This window comes from Rhodococcus sp. NPDC057135 (assembly GCF_042670865.1).
Classification (GTDB): domain Bacteria; phylum Actinomycetota; class Actinomycetes; order Mycobacteriales; family Mycobacteriaceae; genus Rhodococcus_F.
In genome coordinates, this window is sequence record NZ_JBHUUU010000015.1 from 98,144 (window position 1) to 113,252 (window position 15,109).

Consider the following 15,109-nt stretch of genomic DNA (forward strand, 5'->3'; position numbering starts at 1 on the left):
ACGTGTGGTCGTAGTCGGCGCTACCTGCCGACGCCGTACACACCCCGCGCTTCGTCTCTGGTCACCTTGCCGAGATCGAGTTCGATGACGCGTCGACGCATGGAGTCGACGATGTGGTGATCGTGGGTCGCCATGACGACGGTGGTGCCCGTGCGGTTGATCCGCTCGAGCAGCAGCATGATGTCCTGGCTCGTTTCGGGGTCCAGGTTGCCGGTGGGCTCGTCGGCGAGCAGGACGAGTGGACGGTTCACGAATGCACGAGCGATGGCGACGCGCTGCTGCTCACCTCCGGAGAGCTCGGTGGGCAGTCGGTCGGCTTTACCGGCCAGACCGACCATGTCGAGCACCTCGGGAACAGTGCGCGCGATGACGTTACGGGGCTTGCCGATGACTTCCAACGCGAAGGCGACATTCTCGGAGACCGTCTTCTGCTGAAGCAAGCGGAAGTCCTGGAACACACAGCCCATGCTCTGACGAAGCTTCGGCACACGGCGGGCCGCCAACTTGTTGACGTGGAAATCCGCGACCTCGATATCGCCGGACGTGGGCGACTCCATCTTGAGCAGCAACCGCATGAACGTCGACTTGCCAGAGCCGGAGGGGCCGATGAGGAAGACGAACTCCCCCTTCTCCACCTCCACGCTGACTTTGTCGAGCGCCGGCCTGGTGGAGGCCTTGTAGGACTTCGACACATTCTTCATGCTGATCACAACTAGCCAGTCTAGCCGTTATCTAACGGTGACCTTGGCGCCACGCGCGAGCACCCTCGTCCTTATCCGGTACCGGTGGTCGCAGGTGACTGCGGCACCGTCGTCGGTGCCTGCATTGCGGCGCCGGGTTGCGGGACGGTCGTCGTCGCGGGAGTGGTCGGCACGGTGGTCGCGGACTGTTCGGCGTTGCCCGGCGCAGGCGCGGGACCCGAAGTCGGCGTCGGAGAACCGGAACTGCCCGTACTCGTTTCCGAGGACGGGGTCTCGGAGGTGGTCGTCGGCTCGGTCGACGACGGTACCGGGGTCGTCGTCGACGGCTTCACCGACGGAGCGACGTACGGTTCGGTCTGCGACGTGTCGGTGCTCGGCGGTGGCGTCGCTGCGGTCTGTTCCTCCGGATTGAGGTACGTGTGCAGCAGATACGTCAGTATCCACGCCACGATGAGGATGAAAGTCGAAGTTCGCATCCGGCCGCCGAAGATCCGCGACGGTAGCCAGTCCAGGTGAATCAGTCTGTCGAGTCCGCGACGCGGTTCCTGATCGGTCATTCGCTCGCCTCCTCGGTCCGTACGGTGTGCAGATCCGGTGACACCGTGATCCCCTGACGTCGCAGCGCTGCCGCGACGCGGACGCGAAGTGCGCGTCCGACCTGGAATTGTTTGCCAGGAAGCGTGCGCGCAACCATCCGCACGTTGACCTGATCGACCTCGAGGCTTTCGACGCCCATGACGGTGGGCTCGTCGAGCAGCAGTTTCTTGAGTCCGCGGTCGGCCATCGCGTCGACTCCGACCTGACGAAGTACCTCGTTGACCCGGGTGAGGTCGGCAGTCGCCGGTACCGGAACGTCGATGACGGCGCGGGCCCAGTCCTTGGACAGGTTGGTCGCTTTCACGATCTGGCCGTTGGGGACGGTGATGACCTCGCCGTCGGAGTTACGCATCCGCGTCACGCGCAGCGTCACGTCCTCGATGACACCTTCGGCGTCGTCTGAGGAACCGGTGATCGCAAGTCGCACGGTGTCGCCGAAGCCGTACTGGCGTTCGGTGATGATGAAGAAACCGGCAAGGATGTCCTGCACAACGCGCTGCGCGCCGAAACCGAGCGCCGCACCGAGAACAGTCGCCGGCGCGACGAGACTACCGATCGGCAGGTTCAGTTGGTCGAGAACCTTCAACGTCGCGATCACGTAGATGAACGTGATGACAACCCAGGTGATGACCTGCGCGACCGAGTGACGATGCTTGGTCGCCTCCGAGCGAACCAGCGCATCGCCCAACTGATAGTTGGAGTCGATCTGGTCGGTGACCTTGTTGCCTCCCCAACTGACCAACCGGGCGAGAATCATCGCGCCGAGCACGGTCATGAGGACGGACAAACCGGTGGTTTGAAGCCAATCGAGCAGGTTCTGCCCAGGTCTGAGTAAAGTCATCGTGCCTTTCGATATCCGAACGCTATGCGGACTGGTTCTCGCTCATGCGCCAACGGATGCCGGCCTCGAGGAACCCGTCGATGTCACCGTCGAGCACTGCCGACGGGTTGTTGACCTCGTACTCGGTACGCAGGTCCTTGACCATCTGGTACGGATGAAGGACGTAAGAACGCATCTGGTTACCCCACGAGCTGCCGCTGTCGCCCTTGAGCGCATCCATCTCGGCGCGCTCTTCCTGACGCTTGACCGCGAGCAGCTTGGCCTGCAGAACGCGCATAGCCGACACCTTGTTCTGGAGCTGCGACTTCTCGTTCTGACAGGTGACGACGATTCCGGTCGGGATGTGTGTGAGTCGAACTGCGGAGTCCGTGGTGTTCACGGACTGACCACCGGGACCGGACGAGCGGTAGACGTCGACTCGGATGTCGTTCTCGTTGATCTCGATGTGGTCGGTGGTCTCGACGACCGGCAGGACCTCGACCTCGGCGAACGACGTCTGGCGGCGGCCCTGGTTGTCGAAGGGACTGATCCGGACGAGCCGGTGAGTGCCCATCTCGACGGACAGCGTTCCGTAGGTGTACGGGCCCTTGATCGCGAACGTCGCGCTCTTGAGTCCGGCTTCTTCGGCGTACGACGTGTCGTAGACCTCGACGCCGTAGTCGTGCTTCTCAGCCCAGCGGATGTACATGCGCATGAGCATCTCGGCCCAGTCCGCGGCGTCGATTCCGCCGGCACCGGAGCGGATGTTGATCAGGGCGTCGCGCTCGTCGTACTCGCCCGAGAGCATGGTCTTGACTTCCATCGCCGCGATGTCTTCACGCAGGCTGGCTCGCTCGGCGTCGGCATCGGCCAGCGCGTCGGGGCCTTCGTCTTCGGCCAATTCGTAGAGGATCGGCATCTCGTCGAGCCGCTCGCGCAGTGCCACGATGCGCCGCAGTTCGGCCTGCGCGTGGGAGAGCTGGCTGGTGACCTGCTGGGCGTGTTCCTGGTCGTTCCACAGACCCGGGTCGGCTGCCTGGTGCTCGAGCTCGTCGATGCGTCGGCGCAGCTCCTCGACGTCCACAACCGATTCGCAGGTGCGAAGGGTGGTGTCGAGGGCGTTCAGGTCTGCAATTACGTCGGGATGCACGGTTCTCAAGGCTACCGGGTGCCGACCTCGGCTCTGCCGTGCGTCACCTTCTCAGGTCCGCCGCACGTCACGGATTGAGATCACCGGGACTCGAAGCCTTGCCAACGTCGGTCCGAGGGAACCTACTGGAACGATGACTGTCACCGACGAATACCTCCAGAACAACGCCGTCTACGCCGAGCAGTTCACCGGACCGCTCCCCCTCCCACCCAGCAGACACGTTGCCGTTCTCGCCTGCATGGATGCCCGCATCGACGTCTATCGGGTTCTGGGAATCAAGGAAGGTGAATCGCACGTCATCCGCAATGCGGGTGGAGTCGTCACCGACGACGAGATCCGATCCCTGGCCATCAGCCAGCGGCTGCTGGGAACTACCGAGATCATCCTCATCCATCACACCGACTGCGGAATGCTGACGTTCACCGACGACGACTTCAAGCGTTCGATCCAAGACGAGATCGGCATCAAACCCAACTGGGCCGCCGAGTCGTTCCCCGACATCGACGAGGACGTCCGTCAGTCGTTGAAGCGTATCGAGAACAGTCCGTTCATCACCGCGACGACGTCCCTCCGCGGATTCGTCTTCGACGTCGCGACCGGAAAGCTGAACGAAGTCCTCCCCGTCTGAGCCGGTAGGTTGTGTACCCGTGACCGATCGCGCATCCGACCTCGCACTCGCCCTCCGTATCGCCGACGAGGCTGACGCGATCACTCGCGCCCGCTTCGGCGCACTCGATCTTCGAGTGGACGACAAGCCGGACCTCACCCCCGTCTCCGACGCCGACCTCGCTGTCGAGCGGGCAGTGCGCGCGACGCTCGGTGAGCATCGGCCTGCAGACTCCGTGCTCGGCGAAGAATTCGGCGGCGACGCAGTCTTCGAGGGCAGGCAGTGGGTGGTCGATCCCATCGACGGGACCAAGAACTTCGTCCGCAACGTACCGGTGTGGGCCACTCTGATCAGCTTGCTCGAGGACGGCGTCCCGGTCATCGGCGTCGTGAGCGCACCGGCACTGAATCGGCGATGGTGGGCTGCAACAGGATTGGGCGCACATACGTCTTTCGGAGACGGCGATGCGCGGGCAATCCAGGTATCCGCCGTCGATCGCAGCGAATCGGCGAGCCTGAGCTTCTCGAGCCTGTCCGGCTGGAAGGACCGCGGAATTCGCGACCAGTTCGTCGAACTCGCCGACCATGTGTGGCGCGTGCGCGGTTACGGCGACTTCTTCTCGTACTGCCTCGTGGCCGAAGGTGCCGTCGACATCGCTGCCGAACCCGAAGTTTCCCTGTGGGATCTGGCAGCGCTCGATGTTCTGGTCCGTGAGGCCGGCGGCGCGTTCACCGATCTGGACGGCGGCGCGGGTCCACACGGCGGCAGTGCGGTCGCCACCAACGGCCTGCTGCACGAAGACGTTCTGACCCGCCTGCGGTAACCACCCGAGTACCAGAACATCCCACCCGCCGCAAGGGTCCGAGGGAGGAGTGCCGACAGGCCCGTCGGCAGGATTCGGCAGCACGGCGCGGCCCGTTGACTGGAAGTAGTTGATCACGCACTACCTCCAGGAGAACGATGAACCGGATTTCCAGGCGCACGATTCTGTTCGGTCTTGCCGCCGCACCCCTCGGGCTCGCAGTGGGCTGCGGGGCCAACTCGGCAGCACGAAGCGCCGCACAGGCGGTACCCGGAACCTCTCGCCCGCTACCGGTTCCGCCGCTGGCCGAATCGACGGTCGACGACGCCGGCGTTCGCCACTTCACACTCCGCGCCGGTGCCGCAGCCACCGAGATCGTCGCGGGAAAGATCACCGACACTTGGGGTTTCAACGGATCCATCCTTGGACCGACCATTCGAGCCGCACGCGGAGAATCTGTCGCATTCACGATCGACAACACACTGACAGAGCCGACGACCGTCCACTGGCACGGCATGCATCTGCCGGCAAAGTTCGACGGTGGCCCGCACCAGACCATCGAAGCCGGCGGACGCTGGGAACCAGCGTGGACGATCGACCAAGCGGCTTCGACGCTCTGGTATCACCCACACCCGCACGGATCCACCGAACGGCACGTGCAGCGCGGACTCGCCGGACTGTTCCTGATCGACGACGCCGATACCGACAGGCTGGACATCCCCAAAACCTATGGGGTTGACGATGTTCCGTTGATAATCCAGGATCGTCGATTCCTTGCCGACGGCAGTTTCAACGAGTCCGACCCGACCGACATCGGCCTGCTCGGCGACACGATCGTCACCAACGGCATCTCCGACGCCTACCTCGACGTCACCACCGGGGCTGTCCGGGTGCGCATCCTGAACGGCTCTTCCGGTCGTCTTTACAACCTGGGGTTCCCCGACGACCGGACCTTCGATCTGATCGCCACCGACGGCGGACTGCTCGAATCACCGATTCCGATCAAGCGGATTCAGCTCAGCCCCGGTGAACGAGCCGAGATCGTGGTTCGAGTCGACCCCGGTGCGACGACCACACTGGTGTCGTTCCCGATCGAGGACGGCGGTGGCGTGAACTCATCGGACGCAGAGACCTTCGGCATGAACGACCGCTTCGACATCGTCGAACTGCGGGGCGTCGGCACTCGCGCGTCGCGGTCGAGTCTCCCGGCGCAGTTGGCCACCCTGGCGCGCCTCGACCCGTCGAAGGCACGCGTTTCCCGAACCTTCGATCTGCAGTGGTACATGATCAACGGGCAACGAATGGACATGAACCGCATCGACTTCGAGGCCGAGGTCGGCGCGACCGAGGTGTGGACGATCACCAACAAGGACAACTGGCCACACAATTTCCATGTCCACGACGTACAGTTCCAGATCCTCGACGTCGACGGCCGCACTCCTCCGCCTCACTTACGCGGACTCAAGGACACTGTGTACACACCACCGGGCAGTAGGATTCGCGTCGCGCTGCAGTGGTCCGAGTACACCGATCCCACCTTCCCGTACATGTTCCACTGCCACCTGCTGATGCACGAGGACCAAGGGATGATGGGCCAATTCCTCGTACTAGGGCCAGGACAGAAAGCCATGCCGATGCAGATGGACATGCCGATGGACATGCCGATGCCGTCGTCCGGTGCGCACTCCGGTCACTGACGGTTCTGCAGGTGGTACACCGCGAGGCGAACCCGATTGTCACAGCCGGTCTTCGACATCAGGTTCGCCACGTGCGTCTTGACCGTGGTCACACCCAGATGGAGCGCGTCCGCGATCTCCTGATTGCTCTGCCCTTCCGCCACCAATGCGAGGACCTGTGATTCGCGCTCGGTCAGCGGAACCTTCACTGTCACAGCAGTGTCGGCGTCTGCGCCGATCACGGCACGATCCACGACGCGGCGGAGCAGTTCCGGGGAGAACACCATCTCTCCCTCGGCGATCCGTCGAATGGCGCCGAGCAACTCGGTCGGTTCGGTGTCTTTCACCAGAAACCCGGAAGCCCCGGCGGCGAGCGCGGGATACAGGTGATCGTCGTCGTCGAAGGTTGTCAGCACGAGGACGCGTGCTCGCCGACCGGCCTTGACGATCTGCTGTGTGGCACCGATCCCGTCGAGCCCGGGCATCCGCAAGTCCATCAGAACCACGTCGGGATCCAGTTCGGCAGCTAGCGTTACCGCCTCGACCCCGTTCGAGGCTTCACCCGCTACGGTCATGTCCTCAGCTGCCGTGCACAACATCCGTAAACCCGCACGCACCAGTCGCTGGTCGTCGACGATGAGCACGCTGATCACGAGGCACCGCCTGCGGTAACGAGTGGAATACTCACGTGGACTTCCCATTTCCCGTCGCTGTTGATGCCGGCAGTCATCTCGCCGCCGACCAGTTCTGCACGCTCACGCATTCCGACCAGTCCGTGTCCGGCACTCCTTGCCGATCCCTCGCAACTGTTGATCACACATACGTCCACCCGACCGTCGAAACGACGAACCGAGACCGAGACCGACCCCTTCCGATCGCCGTGCTTCATGACGTTGGTCAGTGATTCCTGAATCACCCGTAACAACGTCAGCCTGCCGATCGCATCGAGATCAGCTGCGCCCGAATCGACTTTGCCCTGAACATCGAAGTCCGCCTGCACCTCGAAACCCGCTGCACGCACACGATCGACCGCCGCCGCGATTTCGGCGTCCACGGCATCCGGCTCGACCAGAGCGACCTCGCCGAGCGAGGGATCACGAAGCGCTACCAGAAGGCGACGAATATCGGTCAGCGCATCCGACGCCGTCGCACGCACATCCGCGAGGACCTCACGCACGGCCTCGTCCTCGGGCGCCAAGACATGCTGAGCCACACCGATTCTCAAAACGATCGACGCCATGTGGTGCGCAACGAGGTCGTGGAGTTCGCGGGCGAGCGCGCTCCGCTCCGCAGCGCGGGTCTGCGCAAGATTGTTCGCGGCCAATTCACGCTGCGAGCGCAGATACAGTCCGAGCAGCAGCGGCAATCCTACGTACGCAAGCACTTTCACAGCAGTGGTGACCGACCAGAGTGCTTCGTGAGATTCGAACCAGATCCCCGCGAGCACCGAACCGCACCAGCCTGCTGCCGAAACGGCGACCAACTCTCTGCGATCGGCCCGCATCGTGACGTCGACAACCGCTACCGCGCCGAGGTACGGGACAAGTTCGGACAGCCCCCAGGCGTCGGCGACGAACATCGGAATGGCCAGCGCCGAGACGGCCAGGGACGCGAGGACCGGCCATCGACGGCCGGCGACGAAGACGAGCGCCGACAGCATCGAGAAGATCCAGTAGGTGAGCGGGACTCGATACTCCCCGGGATACGTGCTGGCGATCAACAGGCACGGAACAACCACCAGCGGCGCGTAGCGCACGTACCGCTGTATCCGATCTGGCACCTCTGTCCGGTTCACCCGTCGAGCCTATGACGCGCATCATTTTGCCGTTTCTCGACAACAGACCTTACTGATGAGTAAGATAAGAATCGTCCAACGCCCCAACACCGAGAAACAGCTGGTGATCATGACCAAGCAAGACAGTGTTGCCTCCGACAAGAGCGCTCAGCGCAGCGAATCGGGCGCGCAGCGCGGCGGCGCCAAGGGTGCGCCCCGCGACACGTCCGCCGTCGGCCTGAACCCGATCAAACGCGACGCCATGGGCGCAGCCATGCGCGTGCTTACCAAGATCACCGGTTCGGAACTGGCCGAGAAGTTCAACCTGCGTCAGACCATCGATCGTGTGACCTACGAGGGCACCAAGACGGGCTTCAAAACCCTGGGCGCCGCTACTCGTGGATTCCAGAAGGTCTCGGGCAACGGTGCACCCAAGCGCCTCCCCGACAACCCGAGCAAGAACGCCGACTACTTCGACCTAACCCCGGACGACGATCAGAAGATGATCGTCGAGACCGTGCGCGAGTTCGCGGCCGAAATTCTGCGTCCCGCGGCCTACGACGCCGACGGTGCAGCTCAGGCACCCGCCGATCTCTCCAAGCGTGCGGCCGAGCTCGGAATCACGCTGATCAACGTTCCCGAAGAACTCGACGGAGCGGCCGCCGATCGTGGCGCAGTCACCAATTCTCTTGTTGCCGAGGCACTTGCGCACGGAGACATGGGTCTGGCACTGCCGATCCTCGCACCCAGTGGTGTTGCAGTCGCACTGACGCAGTGGGGCACCGACGCGCAGCAGAAGACCTACCTCCCGGCGTTCACCGGCGAGCAGGTACCCGGCGCAGCAGTGGTGGTCAACGAGCCTCGCGCTCTGTTCGATCCGTTTGCCCTGCAGACCAAGGCAGTTCGCTCCCCCAGCGGCTACAAGCTCAACGGCGTCAAGAGCCTGGTGCCGGCAGCGGCCACATCCGAGCTCTTCGTCATCGCCGCAGAACTCGACGGCAAGCCTTCCTTCTTCATCGTCGAGTCCGACACCAAGGGACTTGTCGTCGAGGCAGATCCCAGCATGGGTCTGCGCGCCGCCGGTCTGGGTCGCCTGATCCTCACCGACGTCGCGGTGCCGGAATCCGCACTGCTCGGTGACGGTGACGCCGATCAGCGCAAGGCCGAATACGCCGACGCGATTCGCCTGGCCCGCCTCGGTTGGGCGTCCATGGCCGTCGGAACCAGCCAGGCAGTTCTCGACTACGTGATTCCGTACGTCAACGAGCGCGAAGCGTTCGGCGAGCCGATCAGCCACCGCCAGGCGGTTGCCTTCATGGTCGCCAACATCGGCATCGAACTCGACGGACTGCGTCTGGTCACGCTTCGCGGCGCTTCACGCGCCGAGCAGGGCTTGTCCTTCGCCCGCGAATCCGCTCTGGCCCGGAAGCTGGCTTCCGAGAAGGGCATGCAGATCGGCCTCGACGGTGTGCAACTCCTCGGTGGACACGGGTTCACCAAGGAACACCCGGTCGAGCGCTGGTACCGCGACCTCCGTGCCATCGGCGTTGCCGAGGGCATCGTCCTCATCTGACGCCGCTGAACTTCCAGGAGAACCACGATGATCAACCTCGAACTTCCCAAGAAGCTCAAAGCATCAGCGAACCAGGCACATCAGGTCGCGGCGCAGATCTTCCGACCCATTTCACGTAAGTACGATCTGGCCGAGCACGAGTACCCCGTCGAGCTCGACACCATGGCCGCCATGGTCGAAGGCCTCTCCGATTCCGGTGGAGACATCGGCGGTGCCAGCGGCGGACGTTCCGACGCGAGCGCCAAGGGCGGCAACGCCAACGGCGGCAACATGTCCGCGCTTCTCAACTCGCTCGAAACATCCTGGGGCGACGTCGGACTCATGCTCTCGATCCCCTACCAGGGACTCGGCAACGCCGCGATCGCCGCAGTGTCCACCGACGAGCAGCTCGAACGTTTCGGCAAGGTGTGGGCCTCGATGGCCATCACCGAACCGAGTTTCGGTTCCGACTCCGCTGCCGTCACCACCACCGCTGTTCTCGACGGCGACGAGTGGGTCCTCAACGGCGAGAAGATCTTCGTCACCGCCGGTGAGCGTTCGACGCACATCGTCGTGTGGGCGTCGGTCGACAAGTCGAAGGGCCGCGCGGCCATCAAGTCGTTCGTCGTACCGCGTGACGCCCCGGGCCTGAGCGTCGCTCGTCTCGAGCACAAGCTGGGCATCAAGGCTTCCGACACCGCCGTCCTCCTACTCCAGGATTGCCGCATTCCGGCAGACAACATCCTCGGCAGCCCGGAGGTCAACGTGGAGCAGGGCTTTGCCGGCGTCATGCAGACGTTCGACAACACCCGCCCGCTCGTTGCAGCCATGGCCGTCGGCGTCGGACGCGCAGCTCTCGAAGAACTGCGCACCATCCTGACCGAAGCCGGAGTCGAGATCTCCTACGACACACCGGTCTACAACCAGCATGCAGCTGCAGCCGAGTTCATCCGTTTGGAAGCCGACTGGGAGGCCGCATACCTGCTGTCTCTGCGCGCGGCGTGGATGGCCGACAACAAGAAGCCGAACTCGCTCGAAGCGTCGATGTCCAAGGCGAAGGCCGGCCGCACCGGCACCGACGTGACGCTCAAGGCAGTGGAGTTGGCCGGCACTTACGGCTACTCGCAGCGCCCGTTGCTCGAAAAGTGGGGCCGCGACTCGAAGATTCTCGACATCTTCGAGGGCACCCAGCAGATCCAGCAGCTGATCGTCGCTCGCCGTCTGCTCGGAAAGTCGTCCGCCGAACTGAAGTGACGGTTCCGTAGGTCGGTCACCAGAAATACGACATCGCACACGCTCCGCCCCGCCACCTTCCGAGATGGCGGGGCGGAGTGCTCGGTCGCCATCCCGAAATTCCACCACCGAGCCGTGGTTGCGCATTAGTGTGTACTCAGTCCTACAACGACGCTCGGAAGAGGTTCACGTATGCCCGGATTGGTCACCAAGGTTACTGACACCATCGGCGCGGCGGGGGTCATGTTCCGAGCCGGACTCGTCCCATTTCCCCGAATCGACCGCGGACTCAAATCGATTGCAGCGGTGGACAAATACGGACCTTTTGCCGGACCGGTCCACGCCCACGCCGAGAACGGCTACGACGCGGTGGCCATCGTCGACGAGCGCGGGCCCATCACGTACGCCGAACTCGAACGCCAGAGCAACGCGCTGGTCCGTGCATGGCAGGCGGACGGCATCACGTCCGACTCCGTCATGGGCGCGATGTGCCGCAACCATCGTGGTTTGGTGCTGACCATGCTGGCTGCGGCAAAGAACGGAACCAAGCTCGTCCTCATGAACACGGGCTTCGCTCGACCCCAACTCGTGGACGTCGCCGCGCGCGAGAAGGTTGTCGCCTTCGTCTACGACGACGAGTTCGCGAACGTCGCCGATGCCTTGCCAGGCGACGTCGTCCGGTATCGCTCGTGGCCGGAGACGGACGCGTCCGCCGAAAGCTCCTCAGCGACGACACTCGACGAGGCCATCGCCGGACGCACCACGTCCTCGGTGCAAGCTCCCGAGAAGAACGGTGGCTTCGTCCTCCTCACCAGCGGTACGACTGGAACTCCCAAAGGCGCGCCGCGCGGACACACCTCCCCGCTCGCTTCGGCGCAGTTCCTCGACCGCGTTCCGTTGCGCCGCGGACAGACCATGATGATGGCCGCCCCGGCCTTCCACGGCACCGGCGTCTCGCAGTTCGCTCTCGCGTTGGCGCTCGGGCAGACCGTGATCATGCATCGAAAGTTCGACCCGGAGAACACGATCAAACTTGTCGCGCAACACAAGTGCGACAGTCTGGTAGTGGTCCCGACGATGCTCACTCGTATCATCGACCTCGGCCCCGAGGTGCTGTCCAAGTACGACACGTCGAACCTGAAGATCATCTTTTCGGCAGGTTCGTCGCTCTCCCCCGACCTGTGTAAGCGAGTCACTGCCTCGTTCGGATACGTCCTCTACAACCTGTACGGATCCACCGAGGTCGCCGTGGCCACGGTCGCGACTCCCGAGGACCTGACCATCGCTCCGGGAACCGCGGGCCGAGCTCCAGTGACGTGCCACGTCGAACTCTTCGACGAAAACAACAAAAGAATTACCACTCCCCACACGATCGGCCGAATCTTCGTCGCGAGCGGACTGAGCTTCGAGGGCTACACCGACGGACGGGACAAGGAACGTATCGACGGACTTCTCTCCACCGGCGACGTCGGACACTTCGACGCCAACGGTCTCCTCTTCGTCGACGGCCGCGACGACGACATGATCGTTTCCGGCGGCGAGAACGTCTACCCGCTCGAGGTCGAGAACCTCCTCGCCGACCGCGAGGACGTCCTGGAAGCCGCCGTGATCGGAGTCGAAGACGCCGACTTCGGCCACCGCCTGCGAGCCTTCGTCGTCGTCGCTCACGGCGCCGAGCAGAACTCCGACGAATTGAAAGACCACGTTCGGTCCAACCTGGCCCGTTACAAGGTTCCCCGCGAGATCGTCTTCATCGACGAACTTCCCCGCAACGCCACGGGAAAGCTGTTGCGCCGCGTCCTCATCGAGATGGAGGTCAGTGAGGACTGAGCGCCGTCACAACGCGCTGAGCGTCCGGATCAATTCCGCCTCGTCGACGCGAGTGGAATGCCCGTCACGAATCACGACCTCGCCTGCAACCAACACAGTGTCGACGATCTGGCGACTTCCCGTCGTGAGAATGGACGCACCCGGATCTCGTACCGGGAGGCAACCGAAGTCTCGTTCGAACCGAATCATGGTGAGGTCAGCGGGATCACCGATGGAGATTCCGCCGGACCTGGCGGGTAGACCGAGCGCCGCGTTCGCGCCGCCGGACGCGATGTCGATCATGGCTTCGAAGCCGAACAGGTCGGCGCGGCCGCGCGCGGCTCGCTGCACGTAGGCGCCCGTGCGCAGCGTCTCCAGCATGTCCTGGGTGTCGTTGCTAGCCGCACCGTCCACGCCCAACCCCACCGCGATTCCCGCGTCGAGGAAGCTCGGGACCGGTGCAATTCCACTGCCGAGGCGCATGTTGCTGACCGGGTTGTACGACACTCCGACGCCGCGCTCCGCCAACACTTTCTGGCCACGGTCGTCGAGTTCGACACAATGGACCGCCAGCACCCGATCCCATAGAAAACCATGGGAATCGAGGTAGTCGACAGCGTTCACGCCTGCATGTTCGGTACACATCGTGTTGTCGGTCTGTGTCTCGAGCAGGTGGATCGAGACCGTCATGTCGCGAGACTGCGCGAATTCACGCACTGCCGACATCCCCTCCGGGGTCAGCGATCGCGGATTCGGTACCGCCACTGCCACGTCGACGCGGGAACCAGCCACGTCGTGCATCATCTGATCTGTATGTGCGAGAACATCTCCGAGTGGCTGCATCAGCCGTGGATCGAACCCCCACTTCCTCGTCGGGTCCGCCCTGTCTGCGGCCCCACGCCCCAACACTGCTCGAATCCCGGTGTCGCGCAACGCCCGGATCACGGCGTCGTGAACCTCACTGGACGGGTGCGGCCACATGTGTTCGACCAGGGTGGTCGTACCGCTGCGCAACGCTTCCAACGATGCTGCGACGGCGGCCGCGTAGGCGCGCTCCGGAGTGATCTGGACGGACTCCTCCGCGACCGCGAGCAACCATTCGAGAAGCGGTGCCCCTTCGGCGATCCCACGCATCAGTGACTGTTGAAGGTGCGTATGGGTGTTGACGAACCCCGGGATCAGATACGCCCCCGATCCGTCCACACTGCCTGCGCCGGCGCTCCCGGCGGAAACCTCGATCGATTCGACAACGCCGTTCGAGACGACAACATCGCGGCCGCTCAGCCATTGGCCGCCGCTGTAGAGCGTGACGTCCGTGACGATCGTGTCGGCCGAGTTCCGGTGTGCGGTAGTCATCGACAATTCTCCTGAAAGTGTGTGACGGAACGGGTGCGGATCAACGTGCGAAGTTCGCGCGTACTCGCTGGTCGATGTAGTCCTCCGCGGTGATCGGAGGGTACTTGCCCGCGGGGCCCTCGATGGTCACGTCGCGGTTCGCCTGAGCGAAGAACGCGAGGCTGTAGCGAGGTCCCCGGTAGTCGGTGACGCCGGGACTCTTCACCCGATGAAAGTTCGACGGCAGGACATCATCACTCCATCTCATCAGCATGTCGCCGATATTGCAGGTGATCGCTTCCTCAGCCGGCACCACCGACGTCCATTCCTGGGTGTCCATCTCCTTGCCCGGGCACAGTTGCAAACCACCCTGACCGTCACGCTGGAAAAGCAATGTCAGGCAATCGAAATCGGTGTGCGCACCGGCGCGCCACATCCCTTCGACATCCGCGTCGGCGGCAAGGGGGAAGTAATGCAGCAGCCGCAGTGTGCTCTGGTAGCTCTCCACCGACGGATCGTGCGCCTTGGTGAAGAAGTCTCGCTCGAATCCCAGCTTCTCGGCGAAGCACGAGAGCAGATCCATCGCAATGCCCCAACACTTGGCTTCGAAGTCCAGGATCGTCTCGCGGAACCCGGCCAATTCGTCTGCTGTGGGCCACAGATCTCCCATATGCGGGCGGGTCACCTGGTAGGACTCTTTCTGATCAGGTGTTCCGATGGACGGACGCACCTGCGTCATACTCTCCCAGCCGGAGTTGAACCCCTTCTTGAGCGGATACTGCGCTTTGACCTCGGCGGGGAGCGCAAAGAATCCCTCGGCCGCCGCGAAAGCCTCGCGAACCTGGTCCAGATCGATTCCGTGATTGACGATTTGGAAGAACCCGATGTCGGTCGCTGCCGACCACAACTCCTCGGCGATCTCGCTGCGCCGGTTCTCGAAGTCCGCGAGATCGATCCTTCGGACCTCGCGGTCGGTCGTCTCGGTACCCAGGCCACCCATGCGGGTCTCGCGGTTGAGTTCTGTCATGTCGTAAGTCATTTACTGTCAGCTCC

The 15,109-nt window shown here is 63.5% G+C and carries 14 protein-coding genes; 6 read left to right on the forward strand and 8 right to left on the reverse strand.

Annotated features, from left to right (window positions below; all coding sequences use genetic code 11):
* Positions 1-20: 20 nt before the first annotated feature.
* The 4 genes from ftsE to prfB all read right to left on the reverse strand — a co-directional run bounded on the left by ftsE (position 21) and on the right by prfB (position 3,268).
* Positions 21-701, reverse strand: a complete 681-nt coding sequence (ftsE, locus tag ACFT1A_RS24940) for a cell division ATP-binding protein FtsE (RefSeq protein ID WP_020969258.1) — start codon at positions 699-701, stop codon at positions 21-23.
* Positions 702-772: 71 nt separating this feature from the next.
* Positions 773-1,258 carry a hypothetical protein gene (locus ACFT1A_RS24945; protein ID WP_378449175.1) on the reverse strand — a complete coding sequence of 162 codons (486 nt, stop codon included), beginning with the start codon at positions 1,256-1,258 and terminating at the stop codon, positions 773-775.
* A complete protein-coding gene (locus ACFT1A_RS24950; protein WP_003942304.1) occupies positions 1,255-2,139 on the reverse strand; it encodes a mechanosensitive ion channel family protein in 885 nt (294 codons plus the stop codon). Before ACFT1A_RS24950 ends, ACFT1A_RS24945 begins: the two co-directional genes overlap by 4 nt.
* A 22-nt stretch (positions 2,140-2,161) precedes the next feature.
* Positions 2,162-3,268 carry a peptide chain release factor 2 gene (gene prfB, locus ACFT1A_RS24955; protein ID WP_058038579.1) on the reverse strand — a complete coding sequence of 369 codons (1,107 nt, stop codon included), beginning with the start codon at positions 3,266-3,268 and terminating at the stop codon, positions 2,162-2,164.
* A 133-nt stretch (positions 3,269-3,401) separates the two neighbouring features.
* Here prfB and ACFT1A_RS24960 point away from each other — a divergent pair, with 133 nt between their 5' ends.
* From ACFT1A_RS24960 to ACFT1A_RS24970, 3 genes are all read left to right on the forward strand, one after another.
* Positions 3,402-3,896: a beta-class carbonic anhydrase gene (locus ACFT1A_RS24960; protein WP_378449176.1), complete on the forward strand. Its 495-nt coding sequence runs from the start codon at positions 3,402-3,404 to the stop codon at positions 3,894-3,896.
* A gap of 19 nt (positions 3,897-3,915) precedes the next feature.
* A complete protein-coding gene (gene hisN, locus ACFT1A_RS24965) occupies positions 3,916-4,698 on the forward strand; it encodes a histidinol-phosphatase (RefSeq protein WP_378449177.1) in 783 nt (260 codons plus the stop codon).
* Positions 4,699-4,835: 137 nt separating this feature from the next.
* Complete coding sequence (locus ACFT1A_RS24970) at positions 4,836-6,374, forward strand: multicopper oxidase family protein (RefSeq protein ID WP_378449178.1); 1,539 nt, start codon at positions 4,836-4,838, stop codon at positions 6,372-6,374.
* Here ACFT1A_RS24970 and ACFT1A_RS24975 read toward each other — a convergent pair.
* Positions 6,368-7,006 carry a response regulator gene (locus ACFT1A_RS24975; protein ID WP_378449179.1) on the reverse strand — a complete coding sequence of 213 codons (639 nt, stop codon included), beginning with the start codon at positions 7,004-7,006 and terminating at the stop codon, positions 6,368-6,370. The genes ACFT1A_RS24970 and ACFT1A_RS24975 overlap by 7 nt on opposite strands.
* Positions 7,003-8,148, reverse strand: coding sequence for a sensor histidine kinase (locus ACFT1A_RS24980; protein WP_378449180.1), 1,146 nt, complete (start codon positions 8,146-8,148; stop codon positions 7,003-7,005). Before ACFT1A_RS24980 ends, ACFT1A_RS24975 begins: the two co-directional genes overlap by 4 nt.
* 103 nt (positions 8,149-8,251) lie before the next feature.
* Between ACFT1A_RS24980 and ACFT1A_RS24985 the strand changes: the two genes are divergently transcribed.
* The 3 genes from ACFT1A_RS24985 to ACFT1A_RS24995 all read left to right on the forward strand — a co-directional run bounded on the left by ACFT1A_RS24985 (position 8,252) and on the right by ACFT1A_RS24995 (position 12,742).
* Complete coding sequence (locus ACFT1A_RS24985) at positions 8,252-9,700, forward strand: acyl-CoA dehydrogenase family protein (RefSeq protein ID WP_378449220.1); 1,449 nt, start codon at positions 8,252-8,254, stop codon at positions 9,698-9,700.
* 27 nt (positions 9,701-9,727) lie between these two features.
* Positions 9,728-10,933: an acyl-CoA dehydrogenase family protein gene (locus ACFT1A_RS24990; RefSeq protein ID WP_378449181.1), complete on the forward strand. Its 1,206-nt coding sequence runs from the start codon at positions 9,728-9,730 to the stop codon at positions 10,931-10,933.
* 171 nt (positions 10,934-11,104) lie between these two features.
* On the forward strand, positions 11,105-12,742 hold the full coding sequence (locus ACFT1A_RS24995) for an acyl-CoA synthetase (protein WP_378449182.1): 1,638 nt from the start codon (positions 11,105-11,107) through the stop codon (positions 12,740-12,742).
* 6 nt (positions 12,743-12,748) lie between these two features.
* On the opposite strand, the gene ACFT1A_RS25000 is transcribed toward ACFT1A_RS24995, so the two are convergent.
* The gene (locus tag ACFT1A_RS25000; protein WP_378449183.1) at positions 12,749-14,077 is read right to left on the reverse strand and encodes an amidohydrolase family protein; all 1,329 of its coding nucleotides are present in this window, start codon (positions 14,075-14,077) and stop codon (positions 12,749-12,751) included.
* Positions 14,078-14,117: 40 nt separating this feature from the next.
* A complete protein-coding gene (locus ACFT1A_RS25005) occupies positions 14,118-15,095 on the reverse strand; it encodes an isopenicillin N synthase family dioxygenase (protein WP_378449184.1) in 978 nt (325 codons plus the stop codon).
* Between the last annotated feature and the right edge of the window lie 14 nt (positions 15,096-15,109).

Bases quoted from the DNA above. Each gene is read 5' to 3' on its own strand.
- ftsE (WP_020969258.1), bottom strand. From the start codon at position 701: ATGAAGAATGTGTCGAAGTCCTACAAGGCCTCCACCAGGCCGGCGCTC.
- ACFT1A_RS24945 (WP_378449175.1), bottom strand. From the start codon at position 1,258: ATGACCGATCAGGAACCGCGTCGCGGACTCGACAGACTGATTCACCTG.
- ACFT1A_RS24950 (WP_003942304.1), bottom strand. From the start codon at position 2,139: ATGACTTTACTCAGACCTGGGCAGAACCTGCTCGATTGGCTTCAAACC.
- ACFT1A_RS24960 (WP_378449176.1), top strand. From the start codon at position 3,402: ATGACTGTCACCGACGAATACCTCCAGAACAACGCCGTCTACGCCGAG.
- ACFT1A_RS24970 (WP_378449178.1), top strand. From the start codon at position 4,836: ATGAACCGGATTTCCAGGCGCACGATTCTGTTCGGTCTTGCCGCCGCA.
- ACFT1A_RS24990 (WP_378449181.1), top strand. From the start codon at position 9,728: ATGATCAACCTCGAACTTCCCAAGAAGCTCAAAGCATCAGCGAACCAG.
- ACFT1A_RS24995 (WP_378449182.1), top strand. From the start codon at position 11,105: ATGCCCGGATTGGTCACCAAGGTTACTGACACCATCGGCGCGGCGGGG.
- ACFT1A_RS25000 (WP_378449183.1), bottom strand. From the start codon at position 14,077: ATGACTACCGCACACCGGAACTCGGCCGACACGATCGTCACGGACGTC.
- ACFT1A_RS25005 (WP_378449184.1), bottom strand. From the start codon at position 15,095: ATGACTTACGACATGACAGAACTCAACCGCGAGACCCGCATGGGTGGC.